Origin of the sequence: Aestuariibaculum lutulentum (assembly GCF_032926325.1) — a bacterium.
GTDB classification, from domain to species: domain Bacteria; phylum Bacteroidota; class Bacteroidia; order Flavobacteriales; family Flavobacteriaceae; genus Aestuariibaculum; species Aestuariibaculum lutulentum.
In genome coordinates this window covers 723,172-748,194 of the sequence record NZ_CP136709.1, presented here as the reverse complement: position 1 = coordinate 748,194, position 25,023 = coordinate 723,172, and the positions used below count along the sequence as shown (strand labels likewise).

The following is a 25,023-nucleotide window of genomic DNA, read 5'->3' as shown; positions in this document are numbered from 1 at the left end:
GCGTATTTATTGAATTAAGGTTTTAGAATGAATACAAATTTCAGAATTGTTTAAAAGCAAGATTGTATTATAAAAGGTTAAGTTATAAATTTATACATGTAGATTTAGGATGTGATTATCTGAGATTCTACAAAAACAATATTAAAGAGTTAAGAAAATGAGTACTAAAGGACCAATTTCACAATTTATAGAAAAAAATTATTTACACTTTAACGCAGCTGCTTTAGTAGATGCCGCAAAGGGTTATGAAACACACTTGTTAGAAGGAGGTAAAATGATGGTGACCTTGGCGGGTGCAATGAGTACTGCCGAGTTAGGAAAGTCGTTAGCTGAAATGATTCGTCAAGATAAAGTTCATATCATCTCTTGTACAGGGGCAAATCTTGAAGAAGATATCATGAATTTAGTAGCGCACAATTCTTATAAACGTGTGCCAAATTACCGTGATTTATCGCCACAGGAAGAGTGGGATTTATTAGAAAACCACTATAATCGTGTTACAGATACTTGTATTCCGGAAGAGGAGGCATTTAGAAGATTACAATCACATTTATACGATATCTGGAATAAAGCCGATAAATCTGGAGAGCGTTATTTTCCACATGAATTCATGTATCAAATGTTAAATTCAGGCGTTTTAGAGCAATACTACGAGATTGATCCTAAAGATTCTTGGATGATTGCTGCTGCCGAGAAAAATTTACCAATTGTTGTTCCAGGATGGGAAGACAGTACTATGGGTAACATTTTTGCATCATACTGTATTAAAGGCGAATTTAAAGCTTCAACCATGAAAAGTGGTATTGAATACATGATGTGGTTAGCCGACTGGTATCCAAAAAATTCTTCAGGAAAAGGCGTAGGGTTTTTTCAAATTGGAGGAGGTATTGCTGGAGATTTCCCAATTTGTGTGGTGCCAATGCTATACCAGGATATGGAAATGCATGACGTACCTTTCTGGAGTTATTTCTGCCAGATTAGTGACTCTACAACAAGTTACGGTTCTTATTCTGGAGCAGTACCAAACGAAAAAATTACATGGGGTAAATTAGATATCGACACCCCTAAATTTATAATAGAAAGTGATGCAACTATTGTTGCTCCGTTAATTTTTGCATATTTGTTAGATCAATAATATAACCAACCCTTAAAAAATAAAATGTTACGTAGAATTGTAGATTACAAAAAGTTGAATCAGGATATTTTAAATCTTCTTGTAGAGAAGTTTCCTGATGGATATGATGACACCGATGTGATTTCATTTAGAAATGCTCAAAATGAAATTATAGAGGCGGTTGAGGTGCGTACCGATGATACTATTTATTTAGTAAAAGTTGGTAAACGTCTTGTACAGGCAATGGAAGACTTTGGTGATGATGACAACGACGGAAATGATACTGACGTTGATTTTGAAAGCGTAAAAGTTGAAGATGGAGAAGGAGACGACGACGATGACGATGATTCGGCTAACGATGTGGCTGATGACGAAGAAGAAGATGATGACGACGATAACGAATAAATTATTGTAGTATAAAATGAGAACAGCTGTTTTTAAGTCTTACAAAAAAGGGTATTATACTTTTTGGTTTGAAAATGGAGAGGAATTGGTGTTCGAAGAAGTACATCCAAGAGTGCTAAAACAATACGATTTAAAGAACGATAAAAGTTATATAGATCAGGAATTTAAAATAACTTTTGTTGAAGATTTTGAAGATGACGATGAAGAAATTAGTATTTATAGAATTGAAAGTTTAAAACCAATTCAATAATTTCAAGTCATTAAAAAGTCAAAACTTATATTAAAAGTCTGTCGTTTATTTTTCGGCAGACTTTTTTAGTTTTAAAGGTTTATTTAAAATGACTTCCCAAATATAAACGGTATACACAATAAGGTATTCCAAGGCAATAATCCACAAGTTTTCAATATTGTTGGTATTGGCATAAGCCAAATAGCTTAAAATAATAACAAAGCTCCATACTAAAGGAAATTTATAATTTGTAAATACCGATAATATTAAAAGCGTGGCAATATACCACGGGTGCACAGTTGTTGCCGTAAAAAGGTAAAAGCTCAGCGCAAATAGCATACTTATTATTAGTTGTTGTATTGATTTATTATTTCTGAAGTATGTTAAAATCAAAATGAAAAGAATAACCAAAACTGGAATAAATGTCCCAATGACGCCGATTTCATTATAGCCTCTAAACATATATCCAATAGCTCGAGCTATATAATACAAACTGGCATTAAATTCGAAGCGTTGAAACCATAGACCAACGGTTTGTGCATAGTTGTTAACAAAATCTGTTGAGTAGAACGGTAGAAAACTCGTCATGGTTATTAAAAGGACCAATGCATAATACGTCATTAATTTTATTAATCCTTTACTTTTAGAAGTATCTCTTTTAATAAACCATTGAAATAATAAAGGTAAAAACATTAAAGGGATAAGCTTTGTAGAAACCGATAATGCAAAAACAACTGCCGACAGCATCCATTTACCTTTTTGGAGTAGATACAAACTCCAGATTAAAAGGAAAATCATGATGCCTTCAAAATGTAGATTTCCTGTTAATTCTATTATTATAAAAGGGTTTAGTACGTACAAAAAGATGTTATGAACAGGAATGTTAATAACCTTTAAAAGTTTCTTTCCAAAGTGTAAGGTTCCAAAATCAGCAGCAATAATAAGTAGACGCATTACAACAACAGAGCCTAAAATATTCGTTTTAGCAAATAGGGCAGCAATTAAAAAACACAACTGATTTAATGGCGGGTAATTGGTTAAATGACTGGCATTGAGCTCGCCCATGCCATGAAATAATTCTTCAGCTTGTGCTACAGGGTATTCATGACTGTTAATAAACGATTCTACTGTAAATAAGTAAGGGTTATAGCCTTCTAATAGCATCCGGCCATCCCATATAAATCGATAAAAATCCTGAGAAAGATTAGGAATAGCCAGAATAAATAAGGCTCGGAAGCCAAAGGATATTAGCGTTAATAAACCAATGTTTTCTTTGTAAACTTGTATAAGTTTATAAAACAGAATAAATAATGTGCTATAAAGTAAAATCAGCAAATTGTAATCTGTTCTTTTTGAATAATATGCAAATACAAAAAACAAAATCGTTGAAGCTAGAACGAACAGAAATCCGCTTTTTCTATAATTCGTAAATTGTAAGTTATTCAGCATAGTTCAAATATAATATCATTTTCGGTGTCCTATAGGTCTAAAAACATTCAACTTCCTTAATTTTTTGCTTCATTTTTTTACAGACATTTTAATAGAATTGCCTTAATAAAGTCAATTAGCTAATTCTTTGAATGAAAGGATTTTTTTGGAAATAAAAAACTTAAATTTATGTGAGTCCGTAACAGTTCTTAGTTGACGTTTAGAGGCTTAATCCCTAACCAAAAGAAAGATTGATATGAAGCAAAAAGGACCTGAAGCACAACGATTGCATACCGAAGATAATTATAGAAAGTGGAAACAATGGGGGCCGTATTTAGCGGAAAGGCAATGGGGAACCGTTCGAGAAGATTATAGTTTGTATGGAGAATCCTGGGAGTTTATAGATCATGATAAAGCGAGGAGTAATGCGTTTCGTTGGGGAGAAGAAGGTATTGGTGGCTTTTGTGATTCACGTGAAATTTTATGCATGGCACCTGCCTTTTGGAATGGTAAAGACCCTATTTTAAAGGAGCGTTTATTCGGGTTAACCAATAATCAGGGAAATCATGGCGAAGATGTTAAAGAGCTTTATTTTCATCAGGTATCTACACCAACACATTCATATAACAAATATCTTTATAAGTACCCTCATAATGCATTTCCATATAGTGACTTGGTGGATAGAAATCGTAGAAGTCGTGACGAAGCGGAATATGAAATTCTTGATACCGGCTGTTTTAAGAATAATGCGTATTTCGATTGCTATATTGAATATGCCAAGGCTGATGTAGATGGTATTTTGCTAAAAGTTACGGTTGTAAATCGAGGAGAGAAGGCTGCAGACATTCATGTTTTACCACACCTTTGGTATCGAAATTTCTGGAAGCATAACAAACGTTTTGAGCGCCCAAGTATGAGGTTGTCTACCTCGCAAGACGAAACAGTTATTGCGAGAAGTGTTAGAAATGGGCGTTATTATTTTTATCATGAAGGCGGCGAACAGTTGTTCTGTGAAAATGAGACTAATAATAAACGAATTTACAATGTGCCTAACGATGTCGATTATGTGAAAGACGGAATAAATAATCATGTTATTAATGGTGAGGCATCTGTAAATCCAGATAAAACAGGATCTAAACTAGCCATTTGGTATAAGTTTAGTTTAAAACCTGGTGAGGAACGAAGTGTGAAGGTCAGACTGAGTAAAGATAAAATGGAATCTCCTTTTCAGGGTTTTGATGACATTTTTTTACAACGATTACAAGAATGTGAAGCCTTCTATAATGAGACAATAGAAGCTCATGTTCCGGAGACACATCAAAAGGTCGCTAAAGCTGCTTTTTCAGGATTATTATGGACCAAACAGTTTTATTACTACGATGTGTTTAAATGGTTATTTGGAGGTCCAGGAGAGCCTAAACCCGATAGAATAAACCTAAGAAATTACAGTTGGCAGCATTTAACCAACAGGCATGTTATTTCTATGCCTGATAAATGGGAATATCCTTGGTATGCGGCTTGGGATTTGGCGTTTCATATGGCATCGTTTGTTGAAATAGACCCGTATTTTGCTAAAGAGCAATTGCAATTGGTACTTCAGGAAAATTATATGCATCCCAACGGACAAATTCCGGCTTACGAATGGAATTTTAGTGACGTAAACCCACCCGTACACTCTTGGGCAGTTTGGCAGGTTTACGAAAAAGATAAAGAATATACCGGAAAGGGAGATACCAAATTTTTGGAGACTGTGTTTCAAAAATTACTTATAAATTTCACCTGGTGGGTTAATCAAAAGGATAAAAACGGTATCGACTTATTTGAGGGAGGATTCTTGGGATTAGATAATATTGGTGTTTTCGACCGTAATCATATGCCTCCTGGAATTACCAGAATGCAGCAAGCCGATGCAACAAGCTGGATGGCTATGTTTACTTTAAACATGCTGCGAATGTCTTTAGAATTGGCTAAAACCAACAAAATATATGAGGAAGTAGCAGCTAAGTTTTTCAGACACTTTTTAAATATAGCGTGGGCCATGCATCATATTGGTCAAAAAGATATATCGCTTTGGGACGATGAAGATAATTTCTATTACGACGTTGTTGAAATGGAATCTGGTGCAACCGAACGATTAAAAGTAAGATCGCTGGTAGGTGTTATTCCTATGTTTGCTGTAGAAATTATGCATGAAGATTTGTTTGAAGAGTTGAAAAAGTTTCGACGTAAAGCCAATGAGATTATCAGAACGCGTCCGGATTTGGCTTCGTTGATTTCTAATTTAGATCACACCAACGAGGAAGGTAATTACCTGTTTGCAATAATGAGAGGATTCAGGTTGGAGCATTTATTAAAGCGTTTATTGGATGAAGATGAATTTCTTTCTGATTATGGTATTCGGTCACTTTCAAAATATCATGAAAAACATCCGTTTGTGTTTTTATACCATGGTCATCATCAAATTCAGTATGAACCCGGTGAAAGCCGATCGAATATGTTTGGTGGTAATTCTAACTGGCGCGGCCCAATTTGGATGCCATTAAATTATATGATTATTCAATCGCTTAGAAAGTATTATAAATTTTATGGAGATAAATACACCTATGAATTTCCAACAGGTTCAGGAAATAAATTAACACTAAAGCAAATAGCGAATGAATTAACTAAAAGATTGGTAAAGCTTTTTGAACGTAATGAAGATGGAAAATATCAATACCATTCTGATGATGAAAATCATATGTTCGCAAAAGAAGAACATTTTAAAAGCGAGCATTTGTTTTATGAGTTTTTCGATGGCGATACCGGAAAAGGGTTAGGAGCTTCTCATCAAACAGGCTGGACAGCTTTAATAGCTAACTTAATAATGGAAATGGATGAAGATTAAATCAATTGAAACTTTTGAATAATAAAAAAGGCTCGCTATTACTTAGCAAGCCTTTTTTTATGGTTTTATCTTGAACCCTCTTAATTATACTTTAGAGGTTAATGATTTAATAAATACATATCCAAATCCTACGAATAACATTAAGTGGAAAGGGAATAGTCCGAAGTCTCCACCTTGGTTTCCTACGATGAAAGCGCTGTACATTCCAAATCCGAAATAAAGCATAAGTAAACCTTCAAAGACAACGTGAATTGAAATCGTTTTCTTAAGGTACTTGTTTTTCTTCCAGCTGTCTTTTAGTGTATTGATGTTGAACTTTGGCGTACGTACAAATTCACTTTTCTTACCCCAGTGACCTTCTAATACAGCAATTGAGTTGTGTAAAGAAAAGCCCATAGCTATTGAGAAGAATACAAAGAACATACCTATGTATCTAATGAAATTCTTTATACCACCACCATACGTGTTCTTATACATAAACCAGTAACATACAAAGAAAATAATGGTACTAATCACAAAGAAACTCATCACGTAGAAGTAAGGTTTTAAATGCGTGTACTCATTTTTAATATATAACATCGGGATACTTAAAATACCAACGATTAATACGTTTAAGAACATCGTGCTGTTTAAAAGGTGTAATAAACCATGAAGTTTGGTTTTAGCAGAAATGTTTTCGCTTTTTAATACACGCCAAAGCATTTTTCTAAAGTTTTCAGCACCACCCTTGTTCCATCTAAATTGTTGAGAACGTGCAGCACTTATTACTACTGGTAATTCGGCAGGAGTTTTAACATCTTCTAAATACTTAAATTTCCAGTTTTTTAACTGTGCACGGTAACTTAAATCTAAATCTTCCGTTAAGGTATCGCCTTCCCAGTTTCCGGCATCAAGAATACATTCTTTACGCCATACACCAGCCGTACCGTTAAAGTTAATGAAGTGTCCTTTAGAGTTTCTTCCAACTTGTTCTAAAGTAAAGTGAGCATCTAAAGCAAACGCCTGAATTTTTGTTAATAACGAATAGTTACGGTTTAAGTGCCCCCAGCGGGTTTGTACAACACCAATGTTTTCGTCTTTAAAAAACGGAATAGTACGTTTTAACCAGTCTGTTTCAGGTAAGAAGTCCGAATCGAAAATGGCAATAAATTCACCTTTGGCGATTGTAAGACCTTCTTTTAAGGCTCCGGCTTTAAAACCAGTTCTGTTAGTTCTGGTAATGTGCTGAATATCTAATCCTGTTGCTTGCAGTTTTTCAACATGCTCGCGAGTAGATTCTACTGTTTCGTCGGTTGAATCGTCAAGGACTTGAATTTCAAGTTTGTCCTTTGGATAATCGATTTTAGCAATATTATCTAATAAACGCTCCATAACGTACATTTCGTTATAAACCGGTAATTGGATGGTGACGAATGGCACTTCGTCTGAATTCGATAAATCGAACGTCTCACAACTTTCTTTACATCGCTTTGATGACAGATAGTTGAAAAGAAGATTTAATTGCGCTAAAGCATACATAAAGATTAGCAGTAGTGCAACACTATAAATAATGATAACTGTTGTTTCTAAAATCATTTCTTAATACTATATTTAAAAATCCAACCTAAGATTTTAATGCCTGCAAATATACTACCTTTTATGGTTCCTGAAACTTTTGAGACACCAATTCTATTTCTATAATTTACAGGTATTTCTGTGTACGATAATTCTTGCTGCAAAGCCTTTAGTTGCATCTCTATAGTCCAACCGTAAGTCTTGTCTATCATGTTTAAATTCAATAGTTTATCATATTTAATAGCGCGAAAAGGTCCCAGATCGGTATACTTCGCAGAAAAGAATAAAGCCATCAGGTTTGTGGCCAACCAGTTGCCAAAAATTTGCGGTCCTGTCATGGACCCGGGTTCACGTAGATTTTTTACGCGAGAACCAATAACAAAGTCTACATTTTTTTCGATAATAGGCTGCACTATTTTGGTTAATTCTTCTGGGTAATCGCTATAGTCTCCATCCAAAAATACAATAATATTTGGTTTTTCAATCTTATTTTCAATGTATTGCATGCCTTTCAAGCAGGCATAGCCGTAACCCCTGTTGTTTTCGGTTAACACGGTGGCGCCAGCATTTTTTGCATTCATCTCAGTAAGATCAGTGGAGTTATTGCTAACAACAATAATTTCATCAACAATATCAGGAATGTCATTAATAACTTTTGCAATGGAATCTGCCTCGTTGTAGGCAGGAATGATAACGTTAATTATGGTCATATTGGGTGAAATACAAAGAGAAAATATGATTTAGTTTTAATTTGTTTGGTGCTGCTGAAGATATTCTTTTTGCTGGGCAGGAACAATATGCTTGTCAAAATACCAAGACGACCATTTTTCTAAAGAAAGAAAAATACCAATACCTAAAATTATTATGATTAGGGTAACTAAAATTAAATTTTTTCTTTTACGTTTTGGGTCAATAGAACATTGGTTTTGTTTTTTTCTAAACATAAAAATGCCATAAACACCTATTAGGACTGCGATGACACGTAAAATCCAAGAGCCTAACCCAACCGAGCCATCTTCAGCATAAAAAAAATCGGCAAACGATATGGCATAAATGCCTCCCATTAGCCCAAACATAAATAAAACTGCAGGTGCAACACAGCATAAAATGCCGGCAATACCTGCTGATGCAGCAAATTTAAAAGCCCATTTAAAAATATTAGGTTCTTGATTTTTGGTTTTTAATTCGCTCATAATTTTTTTCAATTTGTCATATAATGCATGGCTACCTTTCAAAAAAAGGTTTAATAAACATTTATGTTAATTAAATATAGCATTATTTTTCAGGTATGAAATGTTTTATAATTATAGGTTTAATGGTTTTGCTGAGTAGTTGCGATATAACTTCCAATGCAAACAAAAAGATTAATGGTGTTAGTTTTGTTGCATCGAGAGATTCAATAAACAACGGACATATAAAACCGGTTCTTGAACTTCATGCAAATTATGTCGCAATAATGCCTTTTGGGTTTATACGTAATTTAGAGCACCCTCGGATTACGTACAATTCAAATAGACAATGGTTTGGTGAAACCAAAGAAGGAGTAGAGCAGTATGTAAATGCTTTTAAAGCCAAGCAATTTCGGGTGATGGTGAAACCTCAAATATGGGTAAGTCGAGGCGAATTTACCGGAAAAATAAAAATGAGTTCTGAAGAAGCCTGGAAAGAACTTGAAGAAACTTATTCGAATTTTATTTTAGATTTTGCTAAAGTAGCTGAAGAGACAAAAGTTGAATTATTTTGTATAGGCACCGAACTTGAAACCTTTATAGACCATCGTCCTGAATTCTGGTTCGAATTGATTAAACATATTAGAGAAATTTATTCAGGGAAATTAACCTATGCCGCCAATTGGAATGAATATAATAGGACTCCGTTTTGGAATGCGTTAGATTATATTGGAATTGATGCTTATTTTCCTGTAAGTGATTTGCTGACGCCTACAGTTGAAGATTGCAAACAAGGTTGGACAAACTATAAAGCTGATTTAGAAATGTTTTCAGAAAATTTAAGGAAACCCATTTTGTTTACCGAGTTTGGTTACCGAAGTGTAGATTATGCAGGGAAACGTCCTTGGGAATCCGATAGACAAATGAATACCGTTAATTTGGAAGCCCAATTAAATGCAACACAAGCTTTATTTGAAACCTGTTGGGATGAAAACTGGTTTGCGGGCGGTTTTCTCTGGAAGTGGCATCATAAACATGAAACATCAGGAGGAAGTGAGAATTTTATGTTTACACCACAAAATAAACCCGTTGAGGTTTTTATTAAAGATTGGTACGCTCGTTATTAATTTTTTAGCGCTTGTTTTGTGTATTCATGAAATCTTCAATTTTAACTTAAAATAACTTTTCATTCTTATTAGTTTTAAGGGAATCTCTTAGTTTTGCATAAAAAAGAAAGCATGAGTACATATGCCATTGGTGATATTCACGGAGGTTTTAAAGCTTTAATTCAGGTATTAAATCAATTAGAAGTTAAAGAGGAGGATACTTTAATTTTTATGGGCGATTATGTTGATGGTTGGAGTGAGTCCGCTCAAATTATCGAGTTTTTAATCGATTTATCTGAAAAAATAAACTGTGTTTTTATCAAGGGAAATCATGATGTGTGGTGCGAAGACTGGTTGAAATCCGATTACGTGAATCCGACCTGGTATATTCATGGTGGAAAGGAAACCATGGACAGTTACGCTACTTTTTCAAAGGAGGAAAAACTACTGCATCATGAATTCTTTAAAGCCATGCCTTGGTATCATATAGATGATGAGAACAGGTTGTTCATTCATGCCGGATTTACTTCAATGCATGGGGTGAGTAAGGAGCCAATGGTTAGTAGTTTTTCAACAGATCGAACACTTTGGGAAATGGCTTTAGGTCTGGATAAAAGCATCGATGAGAATTCATCAAGATACCCAAATAGGTTAAAGCATTACAACGAAATTTTTATCGGGCATACTCCAACCATAAACTTTGGATCGTTTGAACCTATGAATGCGGCCAATGTATGGAATATTGATACCGGTGCTGCTTTTTTCGGACGCATTACCTGTATGAATGTAGAAACCAAAGCTTATGTTCAAAGCGATATTGTTAAAGATCTGTATCCTGGCGAAAAAGGACGAAACAGAGGATAATTATTCCATGATTTTAAAATCTTTGATAGCCTGATTGGGTTCAATAACGTTGTAACCCGCCCAGAAATCTGGATCATATTTGGGTAAATAGGTTGGTTTTACTTTTGGGTTTTCCTTAAAATTATTGAATTTGCTTTCAGATATCATTTGGGTTTCAAAAATAACAAGAACCTGTTTCGATGAACTTGAAAGGATGAAATGAATATCTGAAACCAGTTCGTTTTGTTTTCTTCGGCCTTGGGTGTTTTTATTCTTTTCAACAATTTTTAAAGGTCTTTTAATGCCTATATTATGACCTTGTATGTTTTCAGCAAATCTTAAAGTATAACTATGGTCTTCATTTTTACCATAAATTAAAGTGCCTTCTTTTTTATATTCTTTGATTGAAATACCAAGTAAACTAAAGTCTCTTAAATCTTTTACATTTCTGTAATCAACACGAACCACAGCAAAATCATCGGTATTAATATATAGAATGCCTTGATAATCGGCACCACGCTTAGGTGTGAAACTTATTTTATAAACAAAATCGTCGTTCAAAAAAGCATAATCTAAAAGCTGAAATTCATATTTGCTGGATTTATGGATGAAGTTGAGGTCGCTTTTTTCGGAAATAAAGCTTTTATTAATTAAGTTGGATATAGCTTGCTTATTGCTCATAAAAAAGAGTTCTTTTCGAGTGTTTTCATCTGTTTCCTGCTCGTCGAGCAATGCCTTGGATTGTTTAGCTTCTTCAGTTTCAAAAAACGAAGAGTCTATACTTTCCTTGGTACCAAACCAACCCGATTTTATTTTTATATACGAATCCCGTTTTATGTGTTTTTGAGCGATATCTTTAAGTTTGGTTTCAAAACTTTTTAAATTGATTTCGGTGTCTTTATTATATAATTTTGAGGCTTTAATGACTTCGAGTTTCTGAGAATGGCTATAGTTGTTAGTATATAGATTGCCTAAAAGTTCGGTATGGTAGTCGTTGTTTTTTGGAAGTGATTGAATCACACTGTCAATAAAGGCCTGATTAAGTTCTGGAATACTACTTTTTTCAATATCAATCTCCTGTTTCTGCATTTTTGTATTGAAAGACGTTCTCGAAAACAGCGTATTTTTGGAAATATCTGTACTATAATTTTGTAGCAGGTTATCTTTTACTTTATCAATGATTTCTTCTGCAGTGTAATGTTTGTTGGAAACCAGCACTTCATCTAATTCAATGGATTTAGGATGAAGCAAAACAATACTGTCTTTAAATGTTTTTAACGGAATAATTTTGCTTTCGTAACCTAAACACTGAATAGTTAAATCGATTTGGTCTGTACTGTTGAGATTAATTTGGAATTCACCATATTCATTACTTATGACACCAAAATTGTTGGTAGTTGAAATGGTTGCAAATGGAATGGGGCTTTTTGAAATGGAATCTAAAATAGTGGCCTTAATAGTTTCCTGGGCAGTTACAGAAAAATGAAGCCATAAAAAGCAAAAAAAGAAGGTGTAGGTGAGTTTCATAGTATTGCTGTTTACTATAAAAATAGACGATTCACCGTTTATAATGTAATAATCAGTTGATTATTTTTTATTTAGGGGGTACAATTCCTGATTTAAAAAATCTTTTGGGAAGTCTTCGTCACCTTCAAAACCTAGTTCAATATCGCGACCGTTGTATGGTATATGAGCCGTTTTAAACAGGTAATCCCAAATGCTTAAAGTGATGCCGTAGTTAATACCATATTTAACTTGTTTAGGTAAATCTTTAACATGATGCCAGATGTGCATTTTCGGATTGTTTAAAAGGTATTTTAATGGGCCGTAGTTCCAACCCAGATTGGCATGATTTAAATGCCCGATGGTAATATTGAAAAAGTGGATGATTGCTACATCCTGAGCGTCGAAACCACCAATAATTGCCATAGGGATATAAAGTAGTGATTTATAAACTACAGGTTCCATCCAGTGGTAGCGTAAATGTGCTGCAAAGCCCATCTCTTTAACAGAGTGATGTACTTTATGAAAGTTCCAAAGTAAGGGAACACGATGTAAAAGTCTATGCGTATTCCACTGAATAAAATCGCCAACAATAAAGAAGATAAATAGGCCTAACACTTTTGGAAGGGCATCAACATCAAAAAGTTGGAAGCTGGAAATGCTTAATCCAAGAACAGATAAGAAATCGTTAAAAAACTGAGCCGCTGTATTCGATAAAGCAATGAGTACGATTAAATTCAGAAGAAAAAAGTTGAAAAACATATAAAAGGTATCCAACCAAAAGTCTTTTCTAAATATGGATTGTTGTTTTCGCCACGGGAAAATAATTTCTAAAAGCCAAACCGCTAACGAAATAAAAATGAGACCATAGAAGTAATTGTCCCAATGGTTAATGGTAATTAATTCGTGCTTTAGGTAATTCCAGTAACCGGTGTAAGACTTTTGTATTATTTCTATATATTTATCCATAGCGACTAAACTAAACGTAAAAATAAGACATTATGAGGACATTAAATAGCCTTTTGGCTGAGTATTCCGAAAGCCATCAAACAGCATACAATAAACGGATTCATTATGTATGCGTACCTGCCATTTTCTTTTCAATTGTTGGTTTGTTGGCTTGTATCCCAATAGGAAATTTGTTTGCAGATTTCAACCCTGAATGGATAAAATCTTATTTGCATTTCGGGACTTTAGGAATTTTATTGGTGATGTTCTATTATTTGAAATTGTCTTTTAAATTGTTTGTTGTCATGCTTCTGTTTTCTGTTTTGGTACTTTTTGGAATTCAGGTTGTAGATGGTTTTGGTATTGCTCCTTTATGGGTGATTATGTTAATTGTTTTTGCCATAGCATGGGTGTTTCAGTTTATTGGTCACAAGCATGAAGGAAATAAACCTTCCTTTTTAAAAGAACTTCAGTTTTTATTAATTGGCCCAGCGTGGACACTGAGCCATATTTTTAAATTTTAAAACGGAAAATTAACAGCAGCCACCACCATCGTAATGGTAGGTAGATTTACTTATAAAGATGTCATCTCGGTTTAAAGACGCCAGAGCATTGGCTGTTTTGTCGCATATAGCTAAAGGTTGATTTTTTAGGAGAATATGCCCTTTTTTATCATTAAAATAACCGCTTTCACCAAAGTATATAGCAGCTTTTCCTGTAAATACACATGGACCATCTTCAGGCATTGGGTCTTTAATAGCTGCCACTTCTATAGATTCAATGTATATAAGTTCGTCGGTTGCGTAATTTTTTGGGTCAAGAATTCGGTAAGGCTTTCTGGCGCGAATTTCAATGGTTCCAAAACCGGCATCAGTAAGCATTTTAATATAATCGTTAATTGGCAGGCTTCCACTTAGACAAAGAGCTCGTAATCTTTCGTCGTTTCGAAGGATGTCGTTCATAGGCTGTTCGCAAGTTGGGTCACTCATAACTAAACGTCCGTGAGGTTTTAACACACGGTACATTTCTGAGATGGCTTTTTTTAAATCTTCAGCTTTAAAAATATTAAAGAGACAATTCTGAGCTGCAACATCAATAGAATTATCTTCAACAGGAAGGCTTAAGGCATCTCCTTTTTTAAGGTCGATAAATTCACTTTTAAACCATGGGTTTATAGTTTCGGCTACCTTAAAATTTTTTCTTGATGCTTCCAGCATTTCATCTACCACATCAATTCCAATAACACCACCAATCTCACGGTTAAAATAGGAAAACTGTAAAAGTTCCATACCACCACCAACACCCACATAAAGCATTTTAGGGTTGTTGGTTAAATCGCGAGCATGAACTGTACTGCCACAACCATAATTCATTTCCTGCATAATCTTCGGGATTTTTAATCCAGGCAGCTCCCAAATGGGGTTAGTGGTGCAACATAAACCAACATCTGGTGTTAGAGCAGCTTCTTTGTAAACATTGTGGGTGGTTTCAAGGTAACTCATTTGGTGTATTAATTTTTAATAAAAGTTAGGTCGGGATGCCGATGTAAAAATAACAGTGAAGTTCATCAAATTTATAATGGATAACATCTTTTTTTTCGGTCATCTCGTAAATACAGGGTCGGGTTTGCAATTTCATGTCATTCATCGAATAACTCAAAGGAAAAGCAATATGAGTTGTTGTTGTGACGTTTTAAATAACCTAAAATTGCTAATTTCGCCAGCCCTAAATTTATTAATATTTAACTGAAAAGTATGAAAAAGATTTTTTTGAGTTTATGTTCAATGGTGTTTGTTTTATCTGCATTTGCCCAAAAATATGGAGGCAGTCCATGGGTTTTTGAAGCAGGAATTAATGCGGTAAATGTGTATTCGGTGGGAGAGGATGCGCCCCAAGGTCCGTTTTTAGATGAGTTCTTTAATGTTAACGATCACTGGAATATTGGTTTACCAACTGTTAAGGTTGCCAGATACATAAATGATGATGTTTTTGTAAGTGTAAGAGCCTCTTTTAATAAATTAAGAAAATGGGGTGAATTTACAGGTGATTCTCGAGTTGAAGTTGATAAATTGACTTATTTAGGCTTCGATGCCATGATCAATACAAATATCAATAACCTGTTTGATTCTGAAAAAGTAGAGCCTTTTGCTGGTTTAGGTTTAGGATATACTTGGATTCAGGAAGGAGAGTATAATATGCTTTCGGCAGCTAACGGAACTGATGATTTAGTTGGCGCTGCAACTATCAATGCAAGTGTAGGTTTAAAATACTGGTTTTCTGAAACCATTGGTTTAAGTTGGGAAACCACTTACAAGCATTCGTTTGAAGATTATTTAACTAAACACTGGCAACACAGTTTAGGTATTATTTTCAAGATTGAGGATTGTACGTGTTACTAATTTTTAGATATAAAAAAGAAAGGCTTGGTGAAAACCAAGCCTTTCTTTTTTGAGTTATATGTTGAAGTTTATAACGACTTAATAAGATCACGGAATAAGGTAATCATGTTAGGTTCAGCTTTTTTAGCCATTTCAATAATTTCGGTAATGTCAACAGGTTGTAAGTTGTCAGGGTCACACTCATCGGTTAAAACAGATACAGCAGCTACTTTTAATTTTAAGTGGTTTGCAACAATGACTTCAGGAACAGTACTCATTCCCACTGCATCTGCACCAATAATTTTCAGCATACGGTATTCGGCTCTGGTTTCCAATTGCGGACCTAAAACACTGGCATAAACACCTTCGTGTAAAGTAATGCCATGATTTTTTGCAATGGTTTTAAATTTCGAGTTAATCTCGCTACTGTACGGGGCACTCATATCTACAAAGCGCTCACCTAAATGTTCAACACCTTTAAAAGCTAATGGCGAATCACCCTGAAGGTTAATATGGTCGTCGAGAAGCATTAATTCACCTTTTTTAAAGTTGGTGTTAATTGCACCAGCAGCATTAGAAACTAATAGGGTATTTATCCCCAATTTTTCCATAATACGAACCGGGAACGTGACGTCTGGTAAGCTATAGCCCTCGTATAAATGGAAGCGCCCTTGCATAACCATAACCTTTTTCCCTTCTAAAACGCCATAAATTAATTTACCTTTATGAAATTCTACGGTAGCAGTCGGGAAGTTTGGAATGTGGTTATAGCTAACCTCGTGCAAAATTTCAATTTCATTAACAAGCTGGCCAAGACCTGTTCCCAGAATAATACCTATTTCAGGATTGTCGAAGCCTTTGCCTTTTAAGTAATCTGTAGTTTCGTTTATTATCTTAATCATTGGGTGTAATACGGTTTTAATTCTTGATAGTCTTCAATATCTTCAAAGGTATCAATATCGTTTAACTCTTGTAATATGTAAACGTTGTTGTTTTGTAAATTTTCTAAAGTATCCTTTAAAACGGTTTCGGTTCCCCAGTTTTTATTCTTGAAAACTTCTGAATTTAAACGTGTCATTCCTAACAGATAGTATCCGCCATCCTTTGCTGGACCAATAACATAATCGCTATTATTTAATTGGAGAAACGCGTCGTTTATAATATCGGCATTTAAATCTAATACATCGCTTCCTACAATAACAATTTTGTGGTAATCTAAGCTGAAAAGTTCGGTGAAAGCGTGTTGCATACGTTCTCCTAAATCGTTGCCGGTTTGTAGTTTCTTTTTAAAAATGTCTGAGTTCCATAAATCATCCTTCATGATGTTTTCAGAATAGAAAACAAATTTGTCGACAGATAATTTTTCAGTGACTGAAGCGGTATGTTTTAGCAGGTGTTTGTAAATGTTAAGAGCCGCTTCGTTACCAATGGTTTTAGCAAGTCGCGTTTTGCATTTGCCTAATTCCGGATTGCGGGTAAAAATAATTAAAGCCTTTTTCGATGTTGGAAAATGAAAATCAAACGTCATGTCGTTATCATCATCTTGTCCTTTTTTGTTTAAAAATGCCATGTTTTTGTGAATTAAGCGACAGTGCCCTGGCAACTGCTTCCAGCGCCAGCCGTACAACCGTAACAATGTTGAGAAATAACAATGTCGCGCCCTTCTAATAAGTTTTCGTTGTATTCTGAAATGTGTTTAGCTATACTATTTACAGGAAGTTCCAGCATTTGATTGAAATCGCAATCGTATAAATAACCATCCCAACTTACTGAAATCGTGTTGGTGCACATCACATTTTTAACTGCATTCGGATTAAAAGCCTCAACCAAAGCATACATATAATCTTCATAATTTTCAGAAGCAATTAAATAATCTAAAAACCGACTAATAGGTAAATTGGTTAAAGCGAATAGATTGTGAAAGTGAATACCAAAGTCTTCAAACAAGGCTTTTTTGAAATCTTTTTCCATGGCTGCTTGATTGCCCGGTAAAAATGCCCCCGACGGATTATAAACTAAATCTAATTTTAGGTTGCTGTCTGGTATGCCGTAACCAACATCATTCAGCATTTTTAAAGCTTTTAGAGAAGCATCAAAAACACCATCACCACGTTGTTTGTCGGTTTTCCCTTTGGTCCAGTGTGGCATCGAACTTACCACATGAACATTATGATTTTTAAAAAATTCTGGTAAATCGTTATATTTTTTATTGGCGGTAATGATGGTAAGATTCGATCGAACAATAAAATCTTTAATACCAGCTTTTGAAGCTTCATCTACAAACCAACGGAAATTAGGATTCATTTCAGGAGCACCTCCAGTTAAATCTAAAGTGTGAGCTCCTGTTTTTTTAATCGCTTCTAAGCATTGAAGCATGGTATCCTTACTCATAATCTCTTTTCGATCTGGACCGGCATCAACATGGCAATGACTACAGGTTTGGTTGCACATGTAGCCTACATTAATTTGTAAAATTTCAAGCTTTTTTGCTTTTAAAGGAAACTGATTGGTTTCTGAAATTTTAGCTTTAAAGGTTGGTAATTCGCCTTGTTGGAAAATACCATTAGATAGGATTTCAACCTGCCTTTTTGCGTTAGCTAAGTCACTTTCTCGCTTGTGAAGGGATTTAATCATAAATACTAAGTTCTTTTACACTTTAAGAAAAGATGTAAGTTGTATTACATGTCCAGTTTATTCACTTTGTTCATCATTTGAACGCCGTGTACTAATGAAGCACCACCACGAATAGCAGCAGCCACGTGTAAAGCTTCCATCATTTCTTCTTTGGTAATTCCACGCTGTAAACCGTCACCGGTATAAGCATCAATGCAATAAGGGCACTGAATAGTATGAGAAACGGCTAAGGCGATTAAAGATTTTTCGCGTTCGGTTAACGCGCCTTCTTCAAAGACTTTGCCGTAGTACTCGAAAAATTTAGCGCCAAGTTCTTCATTCCATTCCGATATTTTTCCGAATTTCTTTAAATCGGCTGGGTCGTAATATGTTTTTTGCATGATTCTTTTTTGTTTAAAGATAGAAATCTACAGTTTTAAAGTCGAAAGGTTTTAAAATTCTTAACAAAAAAAGTCCATTATTCACAATGGAAATAACGGACTTAAAAACATTTCGGTTTTTTGATCTAGAAATTGAAAAGTGGAACTTAATTTTTAGTGATACTTCTTGAGATAACAATTTTTTGAATCTCAGAAGTGCCTTCGTAAATCTGAGTAATTTTAGCGTCACGCATTAAGCGTTCTACATGATAATCTTTTACGAAACCATTGCCTCCAAATATCTGAACGGCTTCTGTAGTATGCTGCATAGCTGTTTTTGAGGCCTGTAATTTAGCCACAGCACTAGAAACGTCGTAATTAGCACCCTGGTCCTTATCCCAGGCAGCGCGCATGACTAAGTAACGAGCAGCTTCAATATCAGAATACATATCGGCTAATTTAAAAGCAATAGCTTGATGGTTGCAAATTTCGGTACCAAAAGCTTTACGCTCTTTTGAATATTTTAAAGCCAGTTCGTAAGCACCGGAGGCTATTCCTATGGCTTGTGCTGCAATTCCAATTCGTCCGCCAGAAAGCGTTTTCATAGCGAAACGAAATCCAGAACCATCATCGCCAATGCGATTTTCTTTAGGTACTTTCACATCGTTAAACTGAAGGGTGTGCGTATCGCTTCCACGGATGCCTAATTTGTTTTCTTTCGGTCCAATATGGAAGCCTTCCATGCCTTTTTCAACAATAAAGACGTTAATGCCATGAGAACCTTTGTCTCTGTCGGTTTGTGCAATAACCAGATAAACATCGGCGCGCCCACCATTGGTAATCCAGTTTTTTGTTCCGTTTAAAATATAGTGGTCGCCTTTATCTATAGCTGTTGTTTTTTGAGAGGTTGCATCACTTCCGGCTTCAGGTTCACTTAAACAAAAAGCACCAACGAATTCGCCGGTGGCCAGTTTTGTTAAATATTTTTGTTTTTGTTCTTCGGTACCATAGGCTTCTAAACCATAGCAAACTAAAGAATTATTAACCGAAACAATAACCGAAGCCGAAGCGTCAATTTTAGAAAGCTCTTCCATAATAAGAACATATGAAATGGTATCCATGCCACTTCCGCCGTATTTCGGGTCTACCATGATGCCTAAAAATCCAAGGTCGCCCATTTTTTTAACGAGTTCATCAGGAAAGTGTTGTTTTTCATCACGTTCAATAACACCGGGAAGCAATTCGTTTTGAGCAAAATCGCGAGCGGCATCCCGTATCATTTTATGTTCTTCGGAAAGATTAAAATTCATAATTCTTAGTTATTTTGTTTATTTGGTAAAAAATATACACAAATATAGCTTTTTAATGATAATTTATTAAAAACCATTCTTATTTTTGTTGGGTATGGCAAAAAATAAATTTAAGGTAATAGGTGTGATGTCGGGAACATCGTTAGATGGTATCGATTTGGTTTATGTAATTTTTGAAAAAGGAAAGCAATGGCAGTTTGATATTGTTTATAGTGAAACTGTTGCGTATCCTAAATTTTGGGAGGAGCAATTGACAGGTTTGGTTGCCAATACTTTTGAAGAATTAAAAGTTATAGATGTCGCGTATACCAAATATATTACAGGTGTAATAGGTGACTTTATTAAAAAGTATAATTTAAATGATATTGATGCGGTGTGTTCGCACGGGCATACGGCGTTACATCAGCCGGAAAAGAAGTTAACTTACCAAATTGGAAATTTACAGATGCTTGCTGAGGTTTTAGGGCAAAAAGTCGTTTGTGATTTTAGAGTTCAGGATGTAGAATATGGAGGGCAAGGAGCGCCTTTGGTCCCGATAGGGGATAAGCTATTGTTTTCTGATTACGATTTCTGTTTGAACTTGGGTGGTTTCGCCAATATCTCAACAGATGAAAACGATAAGCGTATTGCTTACGACATCTGTCCGGTAAATATTGTTTTGAATCACTATGTAAAGCAATTAGGATTTGATTATGATGATTCTGGTACTATCGCAGCTTCGGGATCTGTCAATGCAGAATTGTTAGATAAGTTGAATGCTTTAGGATTTTATAAGGAAGCATACCCCAAAAGCCTGGGCTTAGAATGGGTGAAAGTAAATATTTTTCCTTTAATCGATGCTTTTCAACTTGAAATTAAAGATATTCTATCCACGTTTGTTGAACATATTGCCATACAGTTGGCAGCTGAAATTAATAAAAAGGAACTGGCTTCGGTGTATGTTACAGGAGGTGGCGTTTACAATGCCTATCTAATAGAAAGACTAAAGCATTATACAAATAATACTATTTTAATACCTGAAAATGCCATAGTGGAATTTAAAGAAGCTTTAATTTTTGGGTTCTTGGGAGTACTTAAACTTCGTAATGAAAATAACTGTCTTCAAAGTGTAACCGGAGCAAATAGAGACCATAGTTCCGGCAAAATCTACCTTCCTGAAAAATAATCTAAAATTAATCTGTTAGGATTTTTAGTTTTATATATTTGTGGATTAATAATTTTAAACTGTTTAAAAATGACTCAATTATAGCTACGCTTTAGTTTATTATCCATGGAATGTATATCAATCAAAACTTAGCTAAAACGAATCAATTTTTAAATATCAACAATGAAAGAATTATTAAAAAAATACGAAAATAAAACTCCCGAAATTATATTCAACTGGAAAGATTCAGAAACCGAAGCCGAAGGCTGGGTAGTGATTAATTCGCTGCGTGGTGGTGCTGCCGGTGGAGGAACCAGAATGCGATTAGGCCTTGACGTAAACGAGGTGTTGTCTTTGGCAAAAACCATGGAAATTAAGTTTACAGTGTCTGGTCCGGCAATTGGAGGTGCAAAGTCTGGAATAAATTTCGATCCTAAAGATCCTAGAAAAAAAGGCGTTTTAGAGCGTTGGTATAAAGTGGTATCCCCGTTACTTAAAAGTTACTATGGTACCGGAGGCGATTTAAATGTAGACGAGATTCATGAAGTAATTCCAATTACCGAAGAAAGTGGCGTTTGGCACCCGCAGGAAGGTGTTTTTAACGGACATTTTAAACCAACCGAAGCTGATAAAATTAATCGAATAGGTCAGTTACGTCAAGGTGTTATAAAAGTAATTGAAAATCCACAGTATTCACCGGACGTTTTGAGGAAATATACCGTTGCAGATATGATTACAGGTTTTGGTGTGGCTGAAGCTGTAAGACATTACTACAATATTTACGGCGGAGAGGTACAGGGTAAACGTGTTGTAATTCAGGGGTTTGGTAATGTTGGGGCGGCGGCTGCATATTATTTAGCTCAAATGGGTGCAAAAGTGGTTGGAATTATCGATATTGCAGGCGGTTTAATTAATGAGGAAGGATTTACGTTTGAGGAGATTAAGGCCTTATTTCTTGCGAAAAAGGGCAACACTTTAGAGAGCGATAATTTAATTCCTTTTGAGGAAATCAACGATGAAATTTGGGGTATTCAAGCCGAAATTTTCGCGCCATGTGCTGCATCTCGATTAATAACAGAAAGTCAGATTAATCAATTAATAGATAGTGGTCTTGAAGTGGTGTCGTGCGGTGCTAATGTGCCGTTTGCTGACAAGGAAATTTTCTTTGGACCAATTATGGAACATACCGATAATAAGGTGAGTTTAATTCCCGATTTTATTTCAAACTGTGGTATGGCACGTGTATTTGCATATTTTATGGAACGCCGTGTACAAATGACAGATGATGCGATATTTAATGATACATCAAATAAAATTAAAGAAGCAATAGAAAACGTATATAGTAAAAACAAAGATAAAACCGGTGTGAGTGCCACGGCATATGAAATCGCACTCAGCCAACTTGTGTAATTTTTAAATTTTTTATGGAAACAGCGATTATTTTAGTATTTGTATTAGGCTATTTGGCCATTACTCTTGAACATAACTTAAAAATAGATAAACTTATCCCGGCATTAGTAATGATGGCTATTTGTTGGGCTTTAATATCTTTAGGTTTAGATAGCTTTCCAAATTGGTTCGATTCTGCCAAACATGCCTTGTTAGATGGTTTTGGCGATTTTGGTCATGATGAGAAGCTTCACCTAATGGAAGAAACTTTATTACATCATTTAGGTAAAACAGCAGAAATCTTAGTATTCCTTTTAGGTGCTATGACTATTGTTGAAATTATTGATTATTTCGATGGTTTTTCAACAATTAAAAGCTTTGTTAAGACAAAGAAAAAGAGTAAAATTTTATGGATTTTCTCAATTTTAGCTTTCGTATTATCTGCAATCATCGATAACTTAACAGCAACAATTGTTTTAATTTCAATTCTTCAGAAAATAGTTAAAGAAAGAGATATTCGTATTTGGTATGCTGGTTTAATTATTATTGCAGCTAACGCGGGTGGTGCTTGGTCTCCAATTGGAGACGTTACTACAACCATGTTATGGATTGGTAAAAAAGTATCTTCAGATCATTTATTTGTTTATCTTTTTATTCCATCATTTTTATGTATGGCAGTGCCTTCTTTTATCGCGTCATTCCTGCCAGTATTTAAAGGTAATTTAGAAATAGAAGAGGATGAAGACGATAAACCAAAGTCGAAGTATAGTGCAACGATGTTATATTTAGGTTTAGGTGCTATTGTGTTTGTGCCTGTATTTAAAATGGTAACGCATTTACCTCCATACGTAGGTATGATGTTATCTTTAGGAGTAGTAGCTGTTTTTGCTGAAATATACAGCAGTTCAAAATTCAGTATGACTGAGTTTGGAGCCGAGGAGAGTGATGCACATGCACACCATAGTCCGGTTCACCATTCATTATCAAAAATTGAGTTGCCTAGTATTTTATTCTTCTTAGGTATTTTAATGGCTGTTGCAGCTTTAGAATCTTTGGGGATTTTATTCAATTTCGCAGGTGCATTACAAGATACCATGCCAATGTTAGGAACTGAAATTCACGTAGGTGAAGGAGTTTCAGATTTAGTGGTGTTATTATTAGGAGTAGGTTCTGCAGTTATTGACAACGTACCATTAGTTGCTGCGTCTTTAGGGATGTTCCACGAACCGATGGATAATGAATTATGGCACTTTATAGCTTATGCTGCTGGAACCGGAGGAAGTATGTTGATTATTGGATCGGCGGCTGGAGTTGTAGCTATGGGAATGGAAAAAATTGACTTTTTCTGGTACTTTAAAAAGATTTCTTGGTTAGCTTTAATAGGGTTTCTGGTAGGTGCAGCTGCATTTATGGTTACCAGAACATTATTCTAACATACTTTATTTAGAAAATTAACGTTATACAATTGCCCAAAACTTAATTATATGCTTAACACTTTATTACAAAACACTCAAGAAGGCGCCGAGTTATTAACCGATGAGGTGCCTGTTGAAAAAACACTCTCTATTATTGAGCTTATCAGTAGTGGGGGAGTTGCTGGTCAAGTAATTATTCTACTTTTGTTTGTGTTGCTCGTTGCAGCGATTTACATTTATTTCGAGCGTTTGTTTGCTATTAAGGCAGCCGCTAAAATAGATGCAAATTTTATGAATCAGATTAAAGACCATGTAACGCATGGTAAAATTGATTCAGCACAACTGTTATGTGCTCAGGCCAATTCGCCGGTATCAAGATTAATCAATAAAGGAATTTCAAGAATTGGAAAACCACTTGCCGACATTAATACAGCTATTGAAAACGCTGGTCGATTAGAGGTTTACAGTTTAGAGAAAAACGTAAGTGTGCTTGCAACCATTTCAGGAGCAGCACCAATGATTGGTTTCTTAGGAACGGTTATTGGTATGATCTTATCTATCTTCGAGATTGCTAACTCAGGTGGTCAAATCGATATTAAACTGTTAGCTGATGGTTTATATACAGCGATGACAACTACGGTAGCAGGTTTAATTGTTGGTATTGTCGCTTATATGGCTTACAATCACCTGGTAGTTAAAACGGACAAAGTGGTGTACCAGATGGAAGCACACTCGGTAGAGTTTTTAGATCATTTAAATGAGCCTATTTAATGAATTTAAAAGGAAGAAATAAAGTTACGCCAGAGTTCAGTATGGCATCAATGACAGATATTGTATTCCTGTTATTGATATTTTTCATGTTGGCCTCTACTTTAGTAACAACTAATGCTATTGATATTTTATTACCAAAAGCGAGTGGTAAAACGGAGAATAAAAAATCAATTGCTGTTAGTATCAAGAAAGATTTAACCTATTATATAGACCAAAAACGTGTTGGTGAAAGTGTATTGGAAAACGAATTGTTAGCCTTACTGTCTTCAGAAGAAAAACCAACCATTGTTTTAAGAGCTGAGAAATCGGTTCCTGTGGAAAATGTAGTAAAGGTTATGGATATTGCGAATAGAAACAAGTTTAAAGTTATTCTGGCGGTAAGACCAAATAACTAAGGTTTCTAAAACTCGATAACACTTAATTGTCGAGGAGACTTATAA

The 25,023-nt window shown here is 35.0% G+C and carries 25 protein-coding genes; 13 read left to right on the top strand and 12 right to left on the bottom strand.

Features of this window, described 5'->3' with window-relative positions; all coding sequences use genetic code 11:
- Positions 1-157 precede the first annotated feature (157 nt).
- The 3 genes from R1X58_RS03370 to R1X58_RS03360 are packed head-to-tail and all read left to right on the top strand — an operon-like array spanning position 158 to position 1,769.
- Complete coding sequence (locus R1X58_RS03370; RefSeq protein ID WP_240571941.1) at positions 158-1,135, top strand: deoxyhypusine synthase family protein; 978 nt, start codon at positions 158-160, stop codon at positions 1,133-1,135.
- A 24-nt stretch (positions 1,136-1,159) separates the two neighbouring features.
- Positions 1,160-1,519 (top strand): hypothetical protein, encoded by a 360-nt coding sequence (locus tag R1X58_RS03365; protein WP_240571940.1) that lies wholly within the window; start codon positions 1,160-1,162, stop codon positions 1,517-1,519.
- A 16-nt stretch (positions 1,520-1,535) separates the two neighbouring features.
- A complete protein-coding gene (locus tag R1X58_RS03360) occupies positions 1,536-1,769 on the top strand; it encodes a hypothetical protein (RefSeq protein ID WP_240571939.1) in 234 nt (77 codons plus the stop codon).
- A 45-nt stretch (positions 1,770-1,814) separates the two neighbouring features.
- On the opposite strand, the gene R1X58_RS03355 is transcribed toward R1X58_RS03360, so the two are convergent.
- A complete protein-coding gene (locus R1X58_RS03355; protein WP_240571938.1) occupies positions 1,815-3,197 on the bottom strand; it encodes a mannosyltransferase in 1,383 nt (460 codons plus the stop codon).
- Positions 3,198-3,432: 235 nt separating this feature from the next.
- Here R1X58_RS03355 and R1X58_RS03350 point away from each other — a divergent pair, with 235 nt between their 5' ends.
- A complete protein-coding gene (locus R1X58_RS03350; protein ID WP_240571937.1) occupies positions 3,433-6,060 on the top strand; it encodes an MGH1-like glycoside hydrolase domain-containing protein in 2,628 nt (875 codons plus the stop codon).
- Positions 6,061-6,144: 84 nt separating this feature from the next.
- Here the strand turns inward: R1X58_RS03350 and R1X58_RS03345 are convergent, their stop codons facing one another.
- Genes R1X58_RS03345 through R1X58_RS03335 form a run of 3 tightly spaced genes read right to left on the bottom strand, consistent with a single transcriptional unit; the run spans position 6,145 to position 8,807 of the window.
- Positions 6,145-7,635, bottom strand: coding sequence for a cellulose synthase family protein (locus tag R1X58_RS03345; protein WP_240571936.1), 1,491 nt, complete (start codon positions 7,633-7,635; stop codon positions 6,145-6,147).
- Positions 7,632-8,324, bottom strand: coding sequence for a glycosyltransferase family 2 protein (locus R1X58_RS03340; RefSeq protein ID WP_240571935.1), 693 nt, complete (start codon positions 8,322-8,324; stop codon positions 7,632-7,634). The genes R1X58_RS03345 and R1X58_RS03340 overlap by 4 nt, the downstream gene beginning before the upstream one ends.
- A 36-nt stretch (positions 8,325-8,360) precedes the next feature.
- Positions 8,361-8,807, bottom strand: a complete 447-nt coding sequence (locus tag R1X58_RS03335) for a hypothetical protein (RefSeq protein WP_317293006.1) — start codon at positions 8,805-8,807, stop codon at positions 8,361-8,363.
- Positions 8,808-8,902: 95 nt separating this feature from the next.
- Here R1X58_RS03335 and R1X58_RS03330 point away from each other — a divergent pair, with 95 nt between their 5' ends.
- Positions 8,903-9,910: a glycoside hydrolase family 113 gene (locus R1X58_RS03330; protein WP_240571933.1), complete on the top strand. Its 1,008-nt coding sequence runs from the start codon at positions 8,903-8,905 to the stop codon at positions 9,908-9,910.
- A gap of 111 nt (positions 9,911-10,021) precedes the next feature.
- A complete protein-coding gene (locus R1X58_RS03325; protein ID WP_240571932.1) occupies positions 10,022-10,753 on the top strand; it encodes a metallophosphoesterase family protein in 732 nt (243 codons plus the stop codon).
- Here the strand turns inward: R1X58_RS03325 and R1X58_RS03320 are convergent, their stop codons facing one another.
- Both R1X58_RS03320 and R1X58_RS03315 read right to left on the bottom strand, forming a co-directional pair.
- The gene (locus tag R1X58_RS03320) at positions 10,754-12,259 is read right to left on the bottom strand and encodes a carboxypeptidase-like regulatory domain-containing protein (RefSeq protein WP_240571931.1); all 1,506 of its coding nucleotides are present in this window, start codon (positions 12,257-12,259) and stop codon (positions 10,754-10,756) included.
- Positions 12,260-12,319: 60 nt separating this feature from the next.
- Positions 12,320-13,204 carry a sterol desaturase family protein gene (locus R1X58_RS03315; RefSeq protein ID WP_240571930.1) on the bottom strand — a complete coding sequence of 295 codons (885 nt, stop codon included), beginning with the start codon at positions 13,202-13,204 and terminating at the stop codon, positions 12,320-12,322.
- A 32-nt stretch (positions 13,205-13,236) separates the two neighbouring features.
- Between R1X58_RS03315 and R1X58_RS03310 the strand changes: the two genes are divergently transcribed.
- Complete coding sequence (locus R1X58_RS03310) at positions 13,237-13,707, top strand: Mpo1 family 2-hydroxy fatty acid dioxygenase (protein ID WP_240571929.1); 471 nt, start codon at positions 13,237-13,239, stop codon at positions 13,705-13,707.
- A 9-nt stretch (positions 13,708-13,716) separates the two neighbouring features.
- On the opposite strand, the gene arsM is transcribed toward R1X58_RS03310, so the two are convergent.
- Entirely contained in the window at positions 13,717-14,685 is a 969-nt protein-coding gene (gene arsM / locus R1X58_RS03305; RefSeq protein ID WP_240571928.1) for an arsenosugar biosynthesis arsenite methyltransferase ArsM, read from the bottom strand.
- A 252-nt stretch (positions 14,686-14,937) separates the two neighbouring features.
- Here arsM and R1X58_RS03300 point away from each other — a divergent pair, with 252 nt between their 5' ends.
- Positions 14,938-15,582, top strand: coding sequence for a hypothetical protein (locus R1X58_RS03300; protein WP_240571927.1), 645 nt, complete (start codon positions 14,938-14,940; stop codon positions 15,580-15,582).
- 68 nt (positions 15,583-15,650) lie between these two features.
- Here R1X58_RS03300 and R1X58_RS03295 read toward each other — a convergent pair whose 3' ends face one another.
- The 5 genes from R1X58_RS03295 to R1X58_RS03275 form a co-directional block, all read right to left on the bottom strand.
- Positions 15,651-16,463 (bottom strand): purine-nucleoside phosphorylase, encoded by an 813-nt coding sequence (locus R1X58_RS03295; protein ID WP_240571926.1) that lies wholly within the window; start codon positions 16,461-16,463, stop codon positions 15,651-15,653.
- Positions 16,460-17,131, bottom strand: a complete 672-nt coding sequence (locus R1X58_RS03290) for a TIGR04282 family arsenosugar biosynthesis glycosyltransferase (protein ID WP_240571925.1) — start codon at positions 17,129-17,131, stop codon at positions 16,460-16,462. Before R1X58_RS03290 ends, R1X58_RS03295 begins: the two co-directional genes overlap by 4 nt.
- Before the next feature lie 11 nt (positions 17,132-17,142).
- The gene (arsS, locus tag R1X58_RS03285; protein ID WP_240571924.1) at positions 17,143-18,195 is read right to left on the bottom strand and encodes an arsenosugar biosynthesis radical SAM (seleno)protein ArsS; all 1,053 of its coding nucleotides are present in this window, start codon (positions 18,193-18,195) and stop codon (positions 17,143-17,145) included.
- A gap of 44 nt (positions 18,196-18,239) precedes the next feature.
- Positions 18,240-18,575: an arsenosugar biosynthesis-associated peroxidase-like protein gene (locus R1X58_RS03280; RefSeq protein ID WP_240571923.1), complete on the bottom strand. Its 336-nt coding sequence runs from the start codon at positions 18,573-18,575 to the stop codon at positions 18,240-18,242.
- Positions 18,576-18,721: 146 nt separating this feature from the next.
- The gene (locus R1X58_RS03275; protein ID WP_240571922.1) at positions 18,722-19,864 is read right to left on the bottom strand and encodes an acyl-CoA dehydrogenase; all 1,143 of its coding nucleotides are present in this window, start codon (positions 19,862-19,864) and stop codon (positions 18,722-18,724) included.
- 94 nt (positions 19,865-19,958) lie between these two features.
- Between R1X58_RS03275 and R1X58_RS03270 the strand changes: the two genes are divergently transcribed.
- From R1X58_RS03270 to R1X58_RS03250, 5 genes are all read left to right on the top strand, one after another.
- Entirely contained in the window at positions 19,959-21,029 is a 1,071-nt protein-coding gene (locus R1X58_RS03270; protein ID WP_240571921.1) for an anhydro-N-acetylmuramic acid kinase, read from the top strand.
- Between the two features lie 162 nt (positions 21,030-21,191).
- On the top strand, positions 21,192-22,418 hold the full coding sequence (locus R1X58_RS03265) for a Glu/Leu/Phe/Val dehydrogenase dimerization domain-containing protein (protein WP_240571920.1): 1,227 nt from the start codon (positions 21,192-21,194) through the stop codon (positions 22,416-22,418).
- A 14-nt stretch (positions 22,419-22,432) separates the two neighbouring features.
- The gene (gene nhaD, locus R1X58_RS03260) at positions 22,433-23,830 is read left to right on the top strand and encodes a sodium:proton antiporter NhaD (protein WP_240571919.1); all 1,398 of its coding nucleotides are present in this window, start codon (positions 22,433-22,435) and stop codon (positions 23,828-23,830) included.
- Positions 23,831-23,881: 51 nt separating this feature from the next.
- Positions 23,882-24,583: a MotA/TolQ/ExbB proton channel family protein gene (locus R1X58_RS03255; RefSeq protein WP_188214739.1), complete on the top strand. Its 702-nt coding sequence runs from the start codon at positions 23,882-23,884 to the stop codon at positions 24,581-24,583.
- Complete coding sequence (locus tag R1X58_RS03250) at positions 24,583-24,978, top strand: ExbD/TolR family protein (protein ID WP_188223425.1); 396 nt, start codon at positions 24,583-24,585, stop codon at positions 24,976-24,978. The genes R1X58_RS03255 and R1X58_RS03250 overlap by 1 nt, the downstream gene beginning before the upstream one ends.
- The last annotated feature ends 45 nt before the right edge of the window (positions 24,979-25,023 follow it).